Source organism: Citrobacter sp. Cpo069 (genome assembly GCF_030332785.1).
Taxonomy (GTDB): domain Bacteria; phylum Pseudomonadota; class Gammaproteobacteria; order Enterobacterales; family Enterobacteriaceae; genus Citrobacter; species Citrobacter portucalensis.
The window spans coordinates 1-18,014 of sequence record NZ_JAOWHD010000038.1 but is presented as its reverse complement, the minus strand read 5'-3'; the positions used below and the strand labels follow the sequence as shown (position 1 = coordinate 18,014).

Sequence of the window (18,014 nt, the reverse complement as noted above, 5' to 3'; positions counted from 1 at the left end):
TAGCCCGGAACCAAAAAAAAAGCCCGAACAGTTGTTCGGGCTTGTCAATTTATTCGCTGGCTAATTAATAAGTGTCATCAATATACCAACGAAAAATAAAACGTGACAATAAAGGCATATAACACGCGCAGAATAGCCCAACAAAATTCAATTGTATAATTTTTATTTTATATATATTTTACAAACTCATTCACGGCAATTATCACTATTTCCGTAGAATTATTTGTTTAAGGTTTTACTTAAGACGTAACAATTCATATTTATCTCTTTACGGAACTTCTCCTTTAGCATGCTTTTACTCCCTACATGGGTGGTCACAGGTTAATAAAAAAACTAAAGGATTATTTCAATGAACAGAAAAGTACTGGCTCTCGTAATTCCTGCCCTGCTGGCTGCAGGCGCAGCTCACGCTGCTGAAGTTTATAATAAAGACGGCAACAAATTAGATCTCTATGGCAAAGTAGACGGCCTGCATTATTTCTCTGACGACGCTAACAGCGATGGCGATCAGACTTATATGCGTATGGGCTTCAAAGGCGAAACACAGGTTAATGATATGATCACCGGTTATGGCCAGTGGGAATATCAGGTTCAGGCCAACGGCACCGAAGGTGATAAAGGCGACTCCTGGACTCGTCTGGCATTCGCAGGTATTAAAGTCGGCGACTACGGTTCATTCGACTACGGCCGTAACTACGGCGTAATGTACGACGTTGAAGGCTGGACCGATATGCTGCCAGAATTCGGTGGCGACTCTTACACCAAAGCTGACAACTTCATGACCGGTCGTGCAAACGGTGTTGCAACCTACCGTAATACTGACTTCTTTGGTTTGGTTGACGGTCTGAACGTTGCGCTGCAGTACCAGGGCGCGAACGAAAATCAGTCACCAGAGCAGGAAGGCACCAATAACGGTGGCGCCGATCGTAACATGAAGAACTCCAACGGTGACGGCTTCGGTATCTCCTCTACCTATGATTTGGGTATGGGCGTAAGCTTCGGTGCAGCGTACACCTCTTCTGACCGTACTAATGAGCAGGTTAACGATTCTACCGCTGGTGGCGATAAGGCTGACGCATGGACTGCCGGCCTGAAATACGACGCCAACAATATCTACCTGGCAACCATGTACTCCGAAACCCGCAATATGACCCCGTATGGTGGTTCAGACGGTAGCGATAATACTATTGCCAACAAAACGCAGAACTTTGAAGTGACTGCACAATACCAGTTCGACTTCGGTCTGCGTCCGGAAGTTTCTTTCCTGATGTCTAAAGGTAAGGATTTGACTATGCCTGGTACTGCTGCAAGCCCAGCAGGAACAAGCGGCGACAAAGATCTGGTTAAATATGCTTCCGTAGGCGCTACTTACTACTTCAACAAAAACTTCTCCACCTATGTTGATTACAAAATCAACCTGCTGGACGAAGACGACAGCTTCTACACTCGCAATGACATCTCTACCGATGACACTGTAGCACTGGGTATGGTTTACCAGTTCTAAATTCGTAAGCCCGCTGGCAACGGCGGGCTATCCTTATTTTCTGTGTAACTCTGTTTTATCTCATTCGAAACATTATATCTGTTGCGTTAAAACACATCTCTGATAGATGATATCTTGCATTAAGGTCTGTAGTAGAGGATACCTGCAATGAATCATCATCCTGTAAAATCATCCCGTATTGCATCCGTCGGCTATGACGAATCCTCTTGCACGCTAGAAATTCGCTTTCACCAGTTGGCTACCCTGCAATATCAGCAGGTCCCTGCCCGTATTTTTCGTGATTTCCTGATCGTGGTCTCTAAAGGCCGATTTTACGATGGGGTAATAAAAGGAAAATTTCCTGAAATCAAAATAAAGTGATGCCAAAATGTGATCGTTGTCATTGTACATAAAGTGCCATTACGCGGTAAGCTTTACGTGGATACTTAAACAGGAGGTTTTATGAACAGAACGATTCTTGTACCCATCGATATTTCAGACTCAGAATTAACTCAACGCGTTATTGCCCATGTTGAAGCAGAAGCAAAGATCGACGATGCGCAGGTTCATTTTTTGACCGTTATTCCGTCCTTGCCCTATTACGCTTCCCTGGGACTGGCCTACTCGGCAGAGTTACCGGCCATGGACGATCTGAAAGCCGAAGCGAAATCTCAACTGGAAGAGATTATCAAGAAGTTCAATATCCCAACGGACAGAGTGCACGTTCATGTCGCAGAAGGTGCGCCGAAAGATAAGATTCTGGAGATCGCCAAAAAATTACCGGCCGATATGGTCATTATTGCCTCACACCGACCTGACATCACCACCTACCTGCTGGGCTCTAACGCCGCGGCTGTAGTGCGTCACGCGGAGTGTTCGGTACTGGTAGTCCGCTAAGCTGTCTGGCCCGCACATCGCTGCGGGCTTTTTGTTTCTCCCTCATTTTCCCCACGATTCCTGATCGAAGCATACAAGGCCATTTCAGTATCGCTATGTCGTGACATCATTACGCCCTCTCTTGAAACCCGGATAAAAACAGAGTATAAATACTGTATATACATCCAGCAAAAAGAGCGATAAGCAATGTTCGTGGAACTCGTTTATGACAAAAGGAATTTTGATGGTCTGCCCGGTGCAAAAGATATCATTCTGGGCGAGTTAACTAAGAGGGTTCACCGGATCTTCCCCGATGCTGATGTTCGGGTTAAACCGATGATGACACTGCCGGCGATCAATACTGACGCCAGCAAGCATGAGAAAGAACAGATAAGCCGAACTGTGCAGGAAATGTTTGAAGAGGCTGATATGTGGCTGGTTTCAGATTAAACGCCTTGAACCGTCATATTGCTTAAGTACCATCCGCTGTGACTGGCAATCATTCAATACTCGCACTATCGGATGTTTGCCGGTTGGCCGCAGCCATGCTCTTGCATACGGCATGGTTGCGGCAGTTCGCCACACCCTGCGTTTTTCGCTCCCTGACATTGCTCGTTGATAGTTCAGAACTGAATTATCTGGCGGTGAACTGCTCCACAATTTTCTTCAGCGCTTCAATATCTGCTTTCAGCTGATTAATTGCTTCCTGTCCGGGACCATGTACCTTTATTCAATCGTTCGGTTCACAGTTTATTCTGGTCTGGTCACGAAGAGCAAAAATCTTACTACTCTATGAGTAACATCGGTGCCAGATAGAACTCAGCTGTAAAACGTGCTGGTATTCGTCGCCGTAATCCGTACCATACGCGGCATACTTTTGCCTGCTGGCAGTAATCGGCTGGAGCGAACCCATCATTTATAGCTAATCAGATGGGGCATGAAAACGCGCAAATAGTGTACGACGTCTACAGTACATGGATTGAAGAAATGAATGACGATCGGGTTGCAATGTTGAATAGCCAACTAGCCCTGTGATTGAAGTTTGCCCATTACATGCCCCTTTTGGTTTTTGAGAACGGTAAGAATGCAAGATAATCAACAAGTTACAAAGAAAGAACAATACAACCTGAACAAACTGCAAAAACGTCTGCGTCGTAACGTGGGCGAAGCCATTGCCGATTTCAATATGATCGAAGACGGCGATCGCATTATGGTGTGCCTTTCCGGCGGGAAAGACAGCTATACCATGCTGGAGATCCTGCGTAATTTGCAGCAAAGCGCCCCGATCAGTTTTTCCTTAGTTGCGGTTAACCTCGATCAAAAACAACCCGGTTTCCCGGAGCACATTCTGCCAGAGTATCTGGAACAGCTGGGCGTTGAGTATAAAATTGTTGAAGAAAACACCTACGGGATCGTCAAAGACAAAATCCCAGAAGGCAAAACGACCTGCTCGCTCTGCTCCCGCCTGCGTCGCGGCATTCTGTACCGTACGGCAACCGAATTAGGAGCCACCAAGATTGCGCTCGGCCACCATCGCGACGACATCCTGCAAACGCTGTTTTTAAACATGTTCTACGGCGGGAAAATGAAAGGCATGCCGCCGAAGCTGATGAGTGATGACGGTAAGCACATCGTGATCCGCCCGCTGGCTTACTGCCGTGAGAAAGATATCGAGCGTTTCTCCGAAGCGAAAGGTTTCCCGATTATTCCGTGCAATCTGTGCGGCTCACAGCCTAACCTACAGCGTCAGGTCATTGCTGACATGCTGCGTGACTGGGACAAACGCTATCCAGGCCGCATTGAAACCATGTTCAGTGCGATGCAAAACGTTGTACCTTCACATCTGAGCGATATCAATCTGTTCGATTTTAAAGGCATTAAGCACGGTTCAGAGGTTGTGGACGGCGGGGATTTAGCGTTCGATCGTGAAGAGATCCCGCTGCAGCCTGCGGGCTGGCAGCCAGAAGAAGATGATGCTCAACTGGATGAGTTACGCCTGAACGTGGTGGAAGTGAAGTAAGCGTCTGTCAGGCCTACAACGCGCATAAGCGCCTGTAGGCCTGATAAGCGGAGCGCCATCAGGCGCCCCAACGGGTAGTTATTTCAATAACCGGACCCGGCAAGTCTTGCCTTTAATCTTACCGTTTTGTAATTGCTTCCACGCCTTATGCGCTATGTTCTGGCGAACGGCGACATAGACGTGTGCCGGATGAACGGCAATTTTGCCGATATCAGCGCCATCCAGACCAATATCACCGGTCAGAGCCCCCAGAACATCACCAGGGCGCATTTTCGCTTTTTTACCACCATCAATGCATAATGTCGCCATCTCTGCTTCCAGCGGCAGGATTGAGCCGTTAGCTGGCGCAGTTAGCCAGTTCAGCTTCAGTTGCAGCATTTCAGAAAGAATGTTGGCACGCTGCGCTTCTTCCGGCGCACAGAAGCTAATCGCCAGACCGCTGTTGCCGGCACGCGCGGTACGTCCGATACGATGGACGTGGACTTCCGGATCCCACGCCAGTTCGAAGTTAACTACCAGCTCAAGTGATTTGATATCCAGGCCACGTGCGGCCACATCGGTTGCGACCAGGACGCGCGCGCTACCGTTGGCAAAACGAACCAGCGTCTGATCGCGATCGCGCTGTTCCAGGTCGCCATGTAATGACAGTGCGCTTTGCCCTGCCGCATTCAGTGCATCACAAACGGCCTGACAATCTTTTTTGGTGTTACAGAAAACCACGCACGATGCGGGTTGATGCTGGCTGAGTAGCTTTTGCAGCAGCGGAATTTTTCCGTGGCTGGAGGTTTCGAAAAACTGCTGTTCAATCGCCGGTAACGCATCGACCGTATCAATTTCAATCGTTAATGGATTTTGCTGTACCCGGCCACTGATAGCAGCAATGGCTTCCGGCCAGGTTGCGGAAAACAGCAAAGTCTGACGTGACGCAGGCGCAAAGCGAATGACATCATCAATCGCATCGCTAAAGCCCATATCCAGCATGCGGTCGGCTTCATCCATAACCAGCGTATTCAGGGCATCCAGAGAAACGGTGCCTTTTTGCAGGTGGTCAAGTAAACGACCCGGTGTGGCAACAATAATATGTGGTGCATGTTGCAGGGAGTCACGCTGTGCGCCAAAGGGTTGCCCACCGCACAACGTTAAGATCTTGGTGTTTGGCAGGAAGCGCGCTAAACGACGCAGTTCACCCGCCACCTGGTCGGCAAGCTCGCGCGTTGGGCACAACACCAGAGACTGCGTCTGAAACAGCGCGGCATCAATATGCTGTAATAGCCCAAGACCAAAAGCAGCCGTTTTGCCACTGCCGGTTTTAGCCTGCACGCGAACATCTTTACCCGCCAGGATTGCCGGTAACGCAGCAGCCTGAACAGGCGTCATTTCAAGATAGCCCAGCTCGTTAAGATTCTCGAGTTGAGCAGCAGGTAAAACATTCAGGGTTGAAAAAGCGGTCACAATTTAATCTCGCGGTAAAAACTCACATTCAGCAGGCGCGTATCCTCGCAGATCTGTGCCCGTGATGCGACAATTTAATCGGTTCTTCATCCGGCGGCGGATCCGGCATGGGCTGCGGACGAGGTATGGGATCGGGAATGGGAACCGGATCGGTCGGTAGCGAATCAGTGTTCAACGTTGCAATCAGACAGGTCATATACCCCTCCAGTCATTCAGGTTGACTCTTTTAGGGTAGACGCTGATTTCCTGCAGGCAAAAAAAAAGCCGACTAATCTAAGTCGGCGTCGTACGAATCAATTGTGCTATGCAGTAATTCAAAAAAGGAAGTAAGACAATATGGAGCGCAACGCCCATCGCTTGACGTTGCATTCACCTGCGAGAGAGATATTGCCCCGAATAGGTAGATGGTTTATTGACTTCGCTCAAAAATCAGGACGTTTTCATGCGCAAAAGCCACTAAAAAACGTTGTTGTTACAACCATTTACTACGGTGCAACCATAAAGTAACACCACCAATCAGGACCACTAACAGAATACAAAAAAGTGAGAAACCAAACTGCCAACCACCGCCGGGGATACCGCCGAGGTTAACGCCGAAAAGCCCAGTTAAAAATGTGCTGGGAAGAAAAACCATTGCCATCAATGACATTGTATACGTTCGGCGAGCCAGAGACTCCTGCATCACCTGCGCAATTTCATCCGCCATAATACCGGTCCGGGCAATACAGGCGTCTATTTCATCCAGCCCTCTCCCCAGCCTGTCAGCGATATCCTGCATCCGTCTCCGATGGTCGTCGGTCATCCAGGGTAAACGTTCACTCGCCAGACGGGCATAGACATCACGCTGTGGTGCCATATAACGGCGCATCACAATTAGCTGCTTACGCAGTAAAGCCAAAAAACCACGCGGTGGGATCTGCTGATCGAGCAGGTTATCTTCCAGATCAATAATCTTGTCGTGCAGCTGTTCGATAAATTCGCTGGCATGGTCGGTTAGCGCATCACAAACATCCACCAGCCAACTGCCACAATCAGCCGCTCCTGTCCCTTCCTGGAGATCGCTGACCACATCATCCAGTGCCAGCACTTTGCGCTGACGGGTTGAGACAATCAGACGTTCATCCATATATAAACGCATCGCTACAAGTTGGTCAGGACGCTCGTCGGTGCTGCCGTTAATACAGCGCAGTGTAATCAGCGTACCTTCCCCGACTCTACTGACGCGTGGGCGTGTACTTTCGCCTGCCAGCGCATCACGCACATTGTTGGGAAGAAGAGGTGTTGTCGCCAACCATTGGGCGCTTTCAGGATGGGTATAATTAAGATGTAGCCAGCAGGGATGCTGACTATCAATTACATCATTATCGCTCAGCGGTTTTACGCCACCTCGACCATCCAGCAGCCAGGCAAACACGGCATCCGGCACATTAACATCCTTTCCCTTAATGGCTTCCACAGCCCCTCCACAAACATTCAGCTTTTTTCGTTAGTCTAGCTGTCAGAATATGTTAAGCAATATCTCATTGTCCCATTGTGCTGAAATGATTCATAAAAATATCTGATAATACAAAAAGCGCCGACGATTGCGACGCTTGCATCGAGATGCCCAGTTAAGCCCGCTGCCATCTCGCTGACTCAAGAGCGTTACTTAAGCGAAATTTATGTGTTCGCGACTGGAGATCAATCACCTGGTTTTTCAGGATACCCGAGGAATCAGAAAGCTCATCAACCATAATGGCATTACTTTGGGTTACATTCTCCAGTTCGGCCAGTGCATGAGTAATTCTGATAATTCCTTTCTCCTGCTCCTGTGTAGTGGTTAATATCTCGCCCATCAGTTGGTTTAATTGACCGGCACCACCGACAATATCATGCATATTTTTTTCTGCTTCACGCACAATAGCTGCACCTTGCTGAACATTTTGATGGGTTTGCGCAATCAGCTGCTTAATATTCTTAGCAGCATCCGCACTTCGGTGTGCAAGCATTCTGACCTCACCGGCCACCACGGAAAAACCTTTGCCATGTTCACCGGCCCTCGCCGCTTCCACGGCAGCATTCAATGCCAGAATATTTGTCTGGAATGCGATACCATCAATTAGCGTAATTATTTCCGTCATCTGCTGTGCACATTCGGTGATTGAACGCATATTTGTCGCAACCTGCACCATTAATTCGCCACCCTGAATGGCGCATTGCGTGGCAACTGTTGCCTGGACGCTGGCGATTTGCGTGTTGTCAGCATTATTTCGCGTATTAACGGCTATTTCATCCATATTAGCAGCCGTCTGCATCAATGCTCCGGATTGTTGTTCCGTTTTCACTGAAAGCTCGGCGCTGCGTTCCGCAAGCTGTTCAGAGAGCGCCATCGCCGTTTGTGAGGATGTTCGGATCTCATTAACGAGTGTTGAAATATTACTCGATAAACTATTGATGCCCGGTATTAGTCTACCTGCACAATTATTACCAAACTCTGGAATACTGATCGCCAGATTCCCAGACGTCACTTCCTCAATGCTCCTTTTTACCGTATTGATCGGCATGACCAGGTATTTCGTCATATACCACCATAAGCATAATATAGAAATAACGCTTACCACATTTGTACCAATTATAATTTCCGGCGCGGCCGAGAAAATCATCTCAACAATATTGAGAGCAACTGCCGAAATGAGCAGAAATAAAATAATAAAGGTTCTGACGCTAATATCATTTAACATTTTAGTCCTGTGCACTAAGAAATTATGTAGATATTATTTTTTATAGCACCTGCAATGCAGAATGCCATTGCTCTGCGACGAAAGCTGAACTTTCAATGAGAACCTGCAATCCTTTTACTTAAGGCAAGAAATTACACCATTTATTCCTGTTAGCTCAGTGTTTTATTCCATCAAATGGCTGTGATGGCGCCAGTCATCAGGTTATTGTGATGACAAGCACATGGAGAGCATAAAACACACAGAACTATAAATTTGGTGAATGTTTATATAAGTAATGGCTCGTTATTTTCACTATCTTCCTGTTCCCTCTAATACCAGTGTAAAAACATAAGAACATTCCCGGTTTTATCATGTTAACTGGACAAAACCTGCTAGATTTATTACCACGGTTTTTTTTCGATAGGTAGTATGATGTTGAACGTGTCGTGGGACCCTGTATTGATTGGGATTTCCTTTGTTGTCGCGTTTATTGCCTCTTTTATTGCTCTCGATAGTGCGGGCAAGGTGGCAATCTCCAATCGACGTGAATCAACCTTCTGGCGCCTGTCTGGCGGGGCTACGCTAGGGATGGGTATTTGGTCAATGCATTTTATCGGTATGCTGGCCATGAAAATGAGTATGCCGATCAATTACCATTTTTCGCTCACGGCATTTTCTTTCTTTATTGCGCTCATTTCTGCAACTCTCGCTATTAATATCGCCATTTCCGGTAATACGCTTTCAACAAAACGATTAGTCGTAGCCACTGGAATATTAAGCGCCGGTGTCGTCACCATGCACTACGTTGGCATGTATGCCATCATTGAGCATGTTGCCATCCTATGGAGTCATTCGCTGATACTGCTCTCAGTGATGATTGCCATCGTTGCATCTGGTGTAGGTTTGTGGCTGGCGTTTCATTTGCGCCAAAATACCCGTTGAGCCCTGATCAATCGGCTTGTCGCCGCCCTTATTATGGCGCTGGCGATTGCCTCTATGCATTACACCGGGATGGGAGCGGCAACATTCACCCATTTTGGACACACAGTACACAATGGGCTCAGCACACTGGAACTCTCTGTCTGGGTCTGCGCCGTCACGCTGGTTATTTTGGGTATCATGCTGGTGGTGTCGATGGTGGATTCGCAACTGCGTACCTCCCGACTGGCTGACAACTTACATCAACTTAACTGCCAGCTTGAGCATCAGGTCCACTTCGACGCACTTACCGGACTTGCCAATCGCACACAGATAGATGCCTGCTTACAGGCCTGTTTGCAGCATTCCAAACTGCATCAGCATCAATTTGCTCTGGTATTCATCGACCTCGATCGCTTCAAAGTCGTTAACGATACCTGGGGACATCACATCGGCGATCAGTTGCTCATCGCCAGTACGCAGCGAATATACAGCTGCCTTGATGACACCATGACGCTGGCGAGGCTGGGGGGAGATGAGTTTATTCTTCTGGTTCCTGACTGCAATAAAGAGGATATCACCGCTCTGCTGACCCGGATTGCCGCTGCGATTGGTGATCCTTTCACGCTTTTTGGGTACACCATTCGGGTTTCGTTAAGTGCGGGAAGCAGTATTTATCCTGAACATGGTTCCACGTTGCATGAGTTAAAAGTAAAGGCTGATATGGCGATGTATCATGTCAAACAGGCTGGCAGAAACGGTTGGGCTATTTATAGCCCGGAAATGGAAGCTATCGCCGATACACCGCCGACATTTTTACAGGAACTGTCACAAGCACTGGAACACGATCAATTTGAGCTTTGGTACCAACCCAAATACACCGCCGGAGATCATTCCCTGACCGGTTTTGAAGCGTTATTACGCTGGCATCACCCGGAACGCGGCATGCTGTTACCCGCTGAGTTTCTGCCTGCGCTGGAAGAAACAGGCCTTATCATTCCGGTCGGGAAATGGGTTATCCAGCAGGCATGCCAGCAGTTACATCAATGGAAGTTACAGGGCCATGCGGAATGGACCCTCGCCGTTAATCTTTCCCCTTCCCTGTTTGAACAACATGACATCGTTGATGTGGTTTGCAGCGCCCTTGCACAATATCAACTATCACCTGCATATCTCACGCTGGAATTGACTGAAAGTACAGCACTTAAAAATTTAAAACGTAGCGCTGAAGTCTTAAATGCATTTTCAGCTTTAGGGATCACCGTTTCTATTGATGATTTCGGTACCGGTTATTCAAATATATTGATGTTGAAGTCTCTTCCGGCACGGGAATTAAAAATTGACAGAGTATTTGTCAAAGACATCAGCGAGAACAGCAAAAATACAAAGATTGTGTCTACTATTATTGACATAGCCCACTCCATGAATATGCAAGTGGTGGCTGAAGGAATAGAGACCCAGGAGCAGGAAATACTCCTGACCCAGATGGGATGTGGCGTGCTGCAAGGTTTCTTGTTTGCAAAACCGTTGCCTGCGCATCAGATCCATGAATTGATTCCAACGGAAAGTAACATTAAGCAGCAGCGAATCGTACAGTCTTTGTCTCCTCAACAATCAATAACATTATGAGACTGTAATATAAAAAACAGATGCCATTAAACGGGCAACACAGCAGATAAAGATAACGGGATTATCGATGAGCACAACCGAGCTGCATTCACTGGATTTATTAACCCTGCCGGTGTGGATTGTTTCGCCGCATACCGAAGAACTGGTGTTCGCTAATACCGTTGCACGGGAACTGATGCAGGCCCCCTGCTTTTCTCTACTCCGCAAGGGCATATTTTCAACTCATGCCCAAAATGATTTAACCATGTATCTCAGCGATTTGAGAAATCATCACGACATTGTAGAAATCCTTACGGTTTGCCGCGAAGGTGAAGACGTCGCGATGGCCAGCCGCCTGTCCATCCGCTCTCTGCCGGAATCAGGTGACGTTATTCTTTTCGAAGGCATTGAAACACCGACTTCACAAGGTCTGAAAGCGAGCCGTTCAGCGAATTATCAGCGAAAAAAACAGGGATTTTACGCGCGTTTTTTCCAGACTAACTCGGCCCCAATGTTGCTTATCGATCCGTCCCGTGATGGGCTTATCGTTGATGCAAATCTCAGTGCACTAAATTTTTATGGCTATAGCCATGATACGATGTGTCAGAAACATACATGGGAAATCAATACGCTGGGCCGTCATATACTCCCGGTGATGCATGAAATCGCCCATCTTCCCGGTGGCCATAAACCTTTGCATTTTGTGCATAAACTGGCAGACGGCACATCCCGTCACGTACAAACCTACGCCGGGCCAATTGAAATCTACGGTAATAAGCTCATGCTGTGCATTATTCATGATATTACCGAGCAAAAACGGCTGGAACAGGAGCTTGAGCGTGCGGCCCTGCGTGACGCCTTAACGGGATTGCTTAACCGCCGACATTTTTATCAGGTAACCGAGCCGGAACAGACCCACGCGATGTCATTGACACAGGATTACAGCCTGCTGTTGATCGACACCGATCGCTTTAAAAGCATTAACGATCTTTTTGGTCATTTAAAAGGTGATGAGGTACTTTGCGCTCTGGCACGCACACTTGAATCCTGTGCAAGAAAGGATGATCTGATTTTTCGCTGGGGAGGTGAAGAATTTGTGCTGCTGCTGCCGCGAACCTCGTTAGATATTGCCCTCAATCTCGCAGAAGTGATACGGGCGACGGTGGCCAAAGTGACTCTCCCGGGCCTTCCCCGCTTTACCGTCAGCATTGGCGTAGCTCGGCACGAAACAAATGAAAGCATCGATGAGTTATTCAAACGCGTTGACGACGCGTTGTACAAAGCCAAGAACGAAGGCAGGAACAGAGTGCTGGCCGCCTGATGTTTACGTCGTTCAGCGACTGCGTTTAGCGTGACGCTCCCAGTTGTCCTGTTTTGCCTGTGCGGTTTTACGCAATGCCACATAACATGCCCCGCTGCCGCCATGATGCGGCAGTGCGGCGCAGTATGCTTGCACGTCGTCAAATTCCGTCAACCAGCGCGCCACGTAGCTGCGAACAATATTGGCATGGGAGTTATCGTCACGTCCCTTGCCGTGTATCACCAGCACGTTACGCAACCCTTCCTGCTGCGCCTGCAGAATAAAGCTAAAGAGCATCTGGCGACATGTTTCAACAGGTTGGCGAATAAGATTAAGGCTCGCCTGCTGCGGGTATTTTCCGTTTCGCAGCTTGTCGGTCACGCCGTTCTGTAAACCTTCGCGACGAAACTCGAGCGGCACATTCAACGGGACAATATCGAGAAATCCCGTCGAGAGAAAATTATCCAGTTGTAGCGTATCGATACGCGCCGGAGTGCGAAGATTGCGCATGGGCTGCCAGTGCACATCGGCATGGTGTTTCAGCGGTTGAACATCCCCCATTGCGTCAAGAAACAGCGATGCATCATCAAGGTTCATGTTTCATCCTCCAGCGTATTGCGACGGGCATTATCATAACCGCGCACTATTATACCGACAACTATACCGGTAACGGTTTACGGATATTTCCAATAATTAACCGGATCCTCCGCGCTGAACCGATCTACCCACGACAAGTTGATATCCGTTTTTAGGGGTATAGCTGCGACGGTCACTGGCGTGATAATGTGTAGCCTCGCCTGAATGCTGTAATGAGAGAAACGGATGCTTAACTTACTGGAAGACACCATCGACACGCCGCTGGGCCCGCTGTGGGTTATTTGTGATGAGCAATTTCGCCTGCGCGCAGTGGAATGGGATCAGCACAGCGATCGCATGGAACAATTGCTTGATATTCATTACCGTACAGAAGGTTATCAGCGCATTACCGCCAAAAATCCTGGTGGATTAAGCGATAAACTCTCTGAGTATTTTGCCGGAAACCTCAGCATAATTGACACGCTGGAAACGGCAACCGCTGGGACGCCTTTCCAGCGTGAAGTCTGGCAAGCATTACGCACTATCCCCTGCGGGCAGGTCATGCATTATGGTCAGTTGGCCGAACAGTTGGGGCGCCCCGGCGCTGCAAGAGCGGTCGGCGCAGCTAATGGCTCCAATCCAGTAAGCATTGTGGTCCCCTGTCATCGCGTCATTGGACGTAACGGCACCATGACCGGATATGCCGGCGGTGTACAACGAAAAGAGTGGTTATTGCGCCACGAAGGTTATTTGCTACTCTAGATTCCAGGCAATTAATGCCTTATTCATCACACTTCCGCATAATGCGACCACAAATTAAGTGTGGTTAATCAAGCAGATACAAACATTCGCTCCAGTTATGCCTGAATTATTCTCTATTGGGAGTAGCTCAGGCTTACGTGCTCACCAAAAAGATGTTAAAATTGACAAATATCAATTACGGCTTGAGCAGACCTATGATCCCGGAAAAGCGAATTATACGGCGCATTCAGTCTGGCGGTTGTGCTATCCATTGCCAGGATTGCAGCATCAGCCAGCTTTGCATCCCGTTCACACTTAACGAGCATGAGCTTGACCAGCTCGATAACATCATCGAGCGCAAAAAGCCTATCCAAAAAGGGCAGACGCTCTTTAAAGCAGGTGATGAGCTTAAATCACTCTACGCTATCCGCTCCGGAACGATAAAAAGCTATACCATTACCGAACAAGGCGATGAGCAAATTACCGGTTTCCATCTGGCGGGTGACCTGGTAGGTTTTGACGCCATTGGCAGCGGCCATCACCCGAGCTTTGCTCAGGCGTTGGAAACCTCAATGGTATGCGAAATTCCTTTCGAAACCCTTGATGACCTGTCCGGTAAGATGCCGAACCTGCGTCAGCAGATGATGCGTCTGATGAGTGGCGAAATCAAAGGCGACCAGGATATGATCCTGTTGCTGTCGAAGAAAAACGCTGAAGAGCGCCTGGCGGCCTTTATCTACAATCTGTCTCGTCGCTTCGCCCAGCGTGGGTTCTCGCCTCGTGAATTCCGCCTGACCATGACCCGTGGCGACATTGGTAACTACCTCGGTCTGACAGTTGAAACCATCAGCCGCCTGCTGGGTCGTTTCCAGAAAAGCGGCATGCTGGCGGTGAAAGGCAAATATATCACTATTGAGAACAGCGACGCGCTGGCAGTTCTTGCCGGCCACACGCGTAACGTTGCGTAATATTTCCGCAAGCCTCTCTGTTATCCTTCTGTCAAATCGCTAAATTTTCCCGATTTATTGATCTGGCAGGAGGTTATTCCCTGTTTCAATCTACATTATTGGGTTACTCTTTTAGTTACAAACTGCGATGACAGTTGTAAGGAGACCCTGTATGGCTATATATAAAAATATGCTGGTCGTCATCGACCCTAACCAGGACGATCAACCAGCATTACGGCGAGCTGTTTATTTGCATCAACGGATTGGTGGCAAAATTAAAGCCTTTTTGCCGATCTATGACTTTTCCTATGAAATGACTACCCTGCTGTCGCCCGATGAGCGTACGGCAATGCGTCAGGGGGTCATCAGCCAGCGAACTGCATGGATACGTGAACAAGCGAAATACTACATCGAAGCAGGGATCCCTCTGGATATTAAAGTGGTCTGGCATAACCGACCCTTTGAAGCCATCATCCAGGAAGTCATCAGCGCCAGGCATGACCTGGTCCTCAAGATGGCGCACCAACACGACCGCCTCGAAGCCGTAATATTTACGCCAACCGACTGGCATTTATTGCGTAAATGTCCAAGTCCGGTATGGATGGTGAAAGACCAGCCATGGCCTGAAGGGGGTAAAGCACTGGTTGCCGTAAACCTCGCCAGTGAAGAGGCTTATCACAACGCGCTCAATGAAAAACTGGTTAAAGAGACGCTACAGCTTGCAGAACAGGTTAACCATACCGAAGTGCATCTGGTTGGCGCCTACCCTGTCACACCAATCAACATCGCGATTGAACTGCCTGAATTTGATCCCAGCGTTTATAACGACGCAATCCGTGGACAGCATCTGCTGGCCATGAAGGCGCTACGCCAAAAATTCAGTATTGATGAGAAAGTGACGCACGTTGAAAAAGGCTTACCTGAAGAGGTCATTCCTGATTTAGCCGAGCACTTGCAGGCGGGTATTGTGGTATTGGGGACCGTCGGACGTACCGGTATTTCTGCTGCGTTTCTTGGTAACACCGCGGAACAGGTTATCGATCATCTACGCTGTGACCTGCTGGTCATCAAGCCGGATGAATATCAGACGCCAGTTGAACTGGACGACGAAGAAGACGATTAACCACACAATGAAATGCCGGATGGCGATATCATCCGGCATTTTAAACGCCTAGTGTTGCTCCTCACCGCCGAGGAAATAGATACCAAGCGGGATAGCCAACAGAATCGTAAACACCATGCTGTAGACACAAATCATTGCAGATTGAATGGCGTACATTGAAGCGGTCCAGTCGGATAGCGGAATGTCATACTGTTCAATAACGCCACCTATCGTCGCTCGCGTCACGACCGACGCTGCGATAATAAACACTCCAAGCAGGCACAACAGAAACTTCCGTCCCTTCGCTGTTTTCAGCTTAGCCATGATCATAGTACTGTCCTTTTGCAGATGAAAACCTTGTTACTTTGCGCTAACAATACCATGACATCAACTGACTGTCTGCTACATAAACCGCATACAGGGTTGACGTCAGCGTTATTTCGCTGAAAATAGCGCTGATTGCATTATTTATCTCTCCTTTTGATTAATGATCTGACCGCCTTAACTGAGTAAAATATCTGGGGATTAGGATGTCAGATGATATTTAGCTAACACGGAGTTGCCAGGAAGAATCATGATCGCTGAACTGTTTATGAATAATGCGTTTAATTTGACGGTAATTCTTAGCTGCTGTGCCGCGCTGGTCCTGATGAGCGTCTGGTATCATCGTGGAGAGCGTCGCTGCAAAGGATTCATATTTCATGCCGCACAATTTTTTGTCTATGCCATTATCATTGGGACGTTTGGCAGCATTGCTAATAACGTTATCGAAAGTTACAGCCTGAAATTTATCTCCCCCAGCGTGGTCGACTTTATCTGCACCTCGTTGATTGCGTTGATCCTGACCATCAAACTTTTTCTGGTGATTAATCAGTTTGAAAAGACGCAGATTAATAAAGGCAGGGATATCACCAGCGCGAGGATCCTGTCGCGTATCATCAAGATTACCATCGTGGTTGCCATCATTTTACTGTATGGCGAACACTTCGGTATGAGCTTATCCGGTCTGTTAACCTTTGGCGGTATTGGCGGTATCGCAGTGGGTATGGCGGGGAAAGATATTCTGAGCAACTTTTTCTCAGGCATTATGCTCTATTTCGACAGACCGTTTAGCATAGGCGATTGGATCCGCTCCCCGGACCGCAATATTGAAGGCACGGTAGCAGAAATTGGCTGGCGAATGACTAAAATAAACACCTTCGACCATCGTCCGTTGTATGTGCCAAACTCGATTTTCTCCTCCATCAGCGTAGAAAACCCAGGGCGCATGACCAACCGGCGAATTAAAACGGTGATCGGGTTACGATATGAGGATGCCGATAAAGTCGGTGCCGTTGTCGAGTCGGTCAGAGAAATGCTGCAAAACCATCCTGGAATAGACCAGAAACAAACTCTGTTGGTCTATTTTAATGAATTTGCCGATTCATCGTTGAATATCATGGTGTATTGCTTCACGAAAACCACCGTCTGGAAGGAATGGCTCGCGGTACAGCAAGACGTTTATTTAAAGATTATCACGATAGTCCAGGCAAACGGCGCCGACTTTGCATTCCCCAGCCAGACGCTGTATATGGATAATCCTGAAGCATCGCCATCGACACACTAACAAAAATAAATATCCTCCGGCATAGCCGGAGGTTTTTCTGATGCGCCTATAAGGCTCTGTTACCAGCCGCGCCCTAACAGGCGCATACGATCTGACATTTGCATCAGACTTCGTTACTTACGGCCCGTAAACGGGCTACCCGGATAAGGGATCGATAACTGCTCGCCCATTTTATCCTCTGCAAGCTGGTGCTTTATGTATTCCTGTATCCTTGCTGTGTTCTTACCCACCGTATCTACGTAATACCCACGACACCAGAACTCCCTGTTCCTGTATTTAAACTTCATATCACCAAACTGCTCATACAACATCAGACTGCTTTTACCTTTCAGATAACCCATAAAACCGGATACGCTCATTTTGGGCGGGATTTCCACAAGCATATGGATATGATCTGCACAGCATTCCGCTTCCAGGATCCGCACGTTTTTCCACTCACACAGCTTTCTTAAGATGCTGCCTATCGCCCTACGTTTCTCCCCGTAGAATGCTTGTCTTCGGTATTTGGGCGCAAAAACTATGTGATATTTACAGTTCCATCGGGTGTGCGCTAAGCTCTTTTCGTCCCCCATTGGGACCCCCTTTTGATTTCTTGTTTAACCCTTGCAGTTGCCAGACCGCAAGGTGTTTTAACAAATCAAAAGGGGTTTTAATAACTGGCCCAAAGCTGAAAGCTTTCCGGAACC

Annotated in this window: 17 protein-coding genes and 2 pseudogenes; 12 read left to right on the top strand and 7 right to left on the bottom strand. The window is 48.0% G+C overall.

What is annotated here, in order from left to right:
- The first annotated feature begins 349 nt into the window (after window positions 1-349).
- The 6 genes and pseudogenes from ompC (at window position 350) to ttcA (ending at window position 4,379) form a co-directional block, all read left to right on the top strand.
- Window positions 350-1,504 (top strand): porin OmpC, encoded by a 1,155-nt coding sequence (gene ompC / locus OGY08_RS03585; protein WP_032943564.1) that lies wholly within the window; start codon window positions 350-352, stop codon window positions 1,502-1,504.
- 147 nt (window positions 1,505-1,651) lie between these two features.
- Entirely contained in the window at window positions 1,652-1,864 is a 213-nt protein-coding gene (locus tag OGY08_RS03580; RefSeq protein ID WP_003833205.1) for a KTSC domain-containing protein, read from the top strand.
- A gap of 81 nt (window positions 1,865-1,945) precedes the next feature.
- Window positions 1,946-2,380: a universal stress protein UspF gene (gene uspF, locus OGY08_RS03575; RefSeq protein ID WP_003833207.1), complete on the top strand. Its 435-nt coding sequence runs from the start codon at window positions 1,946-1,948 to the stop codon at window positions 2,378-2,380.
- A 186-nt stretch (window positions 2,381-2,566) separates the two neighbouring features.
- Window positions 2,567-2,809 carry a DinI family protein gene (locus OGY08_RS03570; protein ID WP_003840850.1) on the top strand — a complete coding sequence of 81 codons (243 nt, stop codon included), beginning with the start codon at window positions 2,567-2,569 and terminating at the stop codon, window positions 2,807-2,809.
- Window positions 2,810-3,130: 321 nt separating this feature from the next.
- Window positions 3,131-3,394 (top strand): annotated as a pseudogene (locus OGY08_RS03565) (tyrosine-type recombinase/integrase); the annotation flags it as partial.
- A 49-nt stretch (window positions 3,395-3,443) separates the two neighbouring features.
- Window positions 3,444-4,379 carry a tRNA 2-thiocytidine(32) synthetase TtcA gene (gene ttcA, locus OGY08_RS03560; RefSeq protein WP_032943567.1) on the top strand — a complete coding sequence of 312 codons (936 nt, stop codon included), beginning with the start codon at window positions 3,444-3,446 and terminating at the stop codon, window positions 4,377-4,379.
- A 78-nt stretch (window positions 4,380-4,457) separates the two neighbouring features.
- On the opposite strand, the gene dbpA is transcribed toward ttcA, so the two are convergent.
- From dbpA to OGY08_RS03540, 4 genes are all read right to left on the bottom strand, one after another.
- Window positions 4,458-5,831 carry an ATP-dependent RNA helicase DbpA gene (gene dbpA / locus OGY08_RS03555; protein ID WP_008784890.1) on the bottom strand — a complete coding sequence of 458 codons (1,374 nt, stop codon included), beginning with the start codon at window positions 5,829-5,831 and terminating at the stop codon, window positions 4,458-4,460.
- Between the two features lie 28 nt (window positions 5,832-5,859).
- Window positions 5,860-6,027 carry a proline-rich small protein YnaL gene (ynaL, locus tag OGY08_RS03550; protein ID WP_219013537.1) on the bottom strand — a complete coding sequence of 56 codons (168 nt, stop codon included), beginning with the start codon at window positions 6,025-6,027 and terminating at the stop codon, window positions 5,860-5,862.
- Between the two features lie 276 nt (window positions 6,028-6,303).
- Entirely contained in the window at window positions 6,304-7,287 is a 984-nt protein-coding gene (gene zntB, locus OGY08_RS03545) for a zinc transporter ZntB (protein ID WP_125363689.1), read from the bottom strand.
- Window positions 7,288-7,441: 154 nt separating this feature from the next.
- Window positions 7,442-8,551 carry a methyl-accepting chemotaxis protein gene (locus OGY08_RS03540; RefSeq protein ID WP_032943572.1) on the bottom strand — a complete coding sequence of 370 codons (1,110 nt, stop codon included), beginning with the start codon at window positions 8,549-8,551 and terminating at the stop codon, window positions 7,442-7,444.
- 411 nt (window positions 8,552-8,962) lie between these two features.
- Between OGY08_RS03540 and OGY08_RS03535 the strand changes: the two are divergent.
- Both OGY08_RS03535 and OGY08_RS03530 read left to right on the top strand, forming a co-directional pair.
- Window positions 8,963-11,077: pseudogene (locus OGY08_RS03535) on the top strand (putative bifunctional diguanylate cyclase/phosphodiesterase).
- Between the two features lie 67 nt (window positions 11,078-11,144).
- A complete protein-coding gene (locus OGY08_RS03530) occupies window positions 11,145-12,377 on the top strand; it encodes a GGDEF domain-containing protein (RefSeq protein ID WP_008784893.1) in 1,233 nt (410 codons plus the stop codon).
- Window positions 12,378-12,389: 12 nt separating this feature from the next.
- On the opposite strand, the gene smrA is transcribed toward OGY08_RS03530, so the two are convergent.
- Window positions 12,390-12,953, bottom strand: coding sequence for a DNA endonuclease SmrA (gene smrA / locus OGY08_RS03525; RefSeq protein ID WP_008784894.1), 564 nt, complete (start codon window positions 12,951-12,953; stop codon window positions 12,390-12,392).
- A gap of 225 nt (window positions 12,954-13,178) precedes the next feature.
- Here smrA and ogt point away from each other — a divergent pair, with 225 nt between their 5' ends.
- From ogt to uspE, 3 genes are all read left to right on the top strand, one after another.
- A complete protein-coding gene (gene ogt, locus OGY08_RS03520) occupies window positions 13,179-13,694 on the top strand; it encodes a methylated-DNA--[protein]-cysteine S-methyltransferase (RefSeq protein WP_008784895.1) in 516 nt (171 codons plus the stop codon).
- Between the two features lie 194 nt (window positions 13,695-13,888).
- The gene (fnr, locus tag OGY08_RS03515; RefSeq protein WP_003020397.1) at window positions 13,889-14,641 is read left to right on the top strand and encodes a fumarate/nitrate reduction transcriptional regulator Fnr; all 753 of its coding nucleotides are present in this window, start codon (window positions 13,889-13,891) and stop codon (window positions 14,639-14,641) included.
- 151 nt (window positions 14,642-14,792) lie between these two features.
- On the top strand, window positions 14,793-15,743 hold the full coding sequence (gene uspE, locus OGY08_RS03510) for a universal stress protein UspE (RefSeq protein WP_125363688.1): 951 nt from the start codon (window positions 14,793-14,795) through the stop codon (window positions 15,741-15,743).
- A 48-nt stretch (window positions 15,744-15,791) separates the two neighbouring features.
- On the opposite strand, the gene OGY08_RS03505 is transcribed toward uspE, so the two are convergent.
- On the bottom strand, window positions 15,792-16,052 hold the full coding sequence (locus OGY08_RS03505) for a DUF2534 family protein (protein WP_003020403.1): 261 nt from the start codon (window positions 16,050-16,052) through the stop codon (window positions 15,792-15,794).
- Between the two features lie 244 nt (window positions 16,053-16,296).
- On the opposite strand from OGY08_RS03505, the gene OGY08_RS03500 reads away from it, so the two are divergent.
- Window positions 16,297-17,328, top strand: coding sequence for a mechanosensitive ion channel family protein (locus OGY08_RS03500; RefSeq protein WP_003843943.1), 1,032 nt, complete (start codon window positions 16,297-16,299; stop codon window positions 17,326-17,328).
- A 113-nt stretch (window positions 17,329-17,441) separates the two neighbouring features.
- Here OGY08_RS03500 and tnpA read toward each other — a convergent pair whose 3' ends face one another.
- Window positions 17,442-17,900 (bottom strand): IS200/IS605 family transposase, encoded by a 459-nt coding sequence (tnpA, locus tag OGY08_RS03495; protein WP_057069660.1) that lies wholly within the window; start codon window positions 17,898-17,900, stop codon window positions 17,442-17,444.
- Between the last annotated feature and the right edge of the window lie 114 nt (window positions 17,901-18,014).

Bases quoted from the DNA above. Each gene is read 5' to 3' on its own strand.
- OGY08_RS03505 (WP_003020403.1), bottom strand. From the start codon at position 16,052: ATGATCATGGCTAAGCTGAAAACAGCGAAGGGACGGAAGTTTCTGTTG.
- OGY08_RS03500 (WP_003843943.1), top strand. From the start codon at position 16,297: ATGATCGCTGAACTGTTTATGAATAATGCGTTTAATTTGACGGTAATT.
- uspE (WP_125363688.1), top strand. From the start codon at position 14,793: ATGGCTATATATAAAAATATGCTGGTCGTCATCGACCCTAACCAGGAC.
- smrA (WP_008784894.1), bottom strand. From the start codon at position 12,953: ATGAACCTTGATGATGCATCGCTGTTTCTTGACGCAATGGGGGATGTT.
- ompC (WP_032943564.1), top strand. From the start codon at position 350: ATGAACAGAAAAGTACTGGCTCTCGTAATTCCTGCCCTGCTGGCTGCA.
- OGY08_RS03570 (WP_003840850.1), top strand. From the start codon at position 2,567: ATGTTCGTGGAACTCGTTTATGACAAAAGGAATTTTGATGGTCTGCCC.
- ogt (WP_008784895.1), top strand. From the start codon at position 13,179: ATGCTTAACTTACTGGAAGACACCATCGACACGCCGCTGGGCCCGCTG.
- ynaL (WP_219013537.1), bottom strand. From the start codon at position 6,027: ATGACCTGTCTGATTGCAACGTTGAACACTGATTCGCTACCGACCGAT.
- OGY08_RS03580 (WP_003833205.1), top strand. From the start codon at position 1,652: ATGAATCATCATCCTGTAAAATCATCCCGTATTGCATCCGTCGGCTAT.
- ttcA (WP_032943567.1), top strand. From the start codon at position 3,444: ATGCAAGATAATCAACAAGTTACAAAGAAAGAACAATACAACCTGAAC.
- uspF (WP_003833207.1), top strand. From the start codon at position 1,946: ATGAACAGAACGATTCTTGTACCCATCGATATTTCAGACTCAGAATTA.
- tnpA (WP_057069660.1), bottom strand. From the start codon at position 17,900: ATGGGGGACGAAAAGAGCTTAGCGCACACCCGATGGAACTGTAAATAT.
- OGY08_RS03540 (WP_032943572.1), bottom strand. From the start codon at position 8,551: ATGTTAAATGATATTAGCGTCAGAACCTTTATTATTTTATTTCTGCTC.
- OGY08_RS03530 (WP_008784893.1), top strand. From the start codon at position 11,145: ATGAGCACAACCGAGCTGCATTCACTGGATTTATTAACCCTGCCGGTG.
- fnr (WP_003020397.1), top strand. From the start codon at position 13,889: ATGATCCCGGAAAAGCGAATTATACGGCGCATTCAGTCTGGCGGTTGT.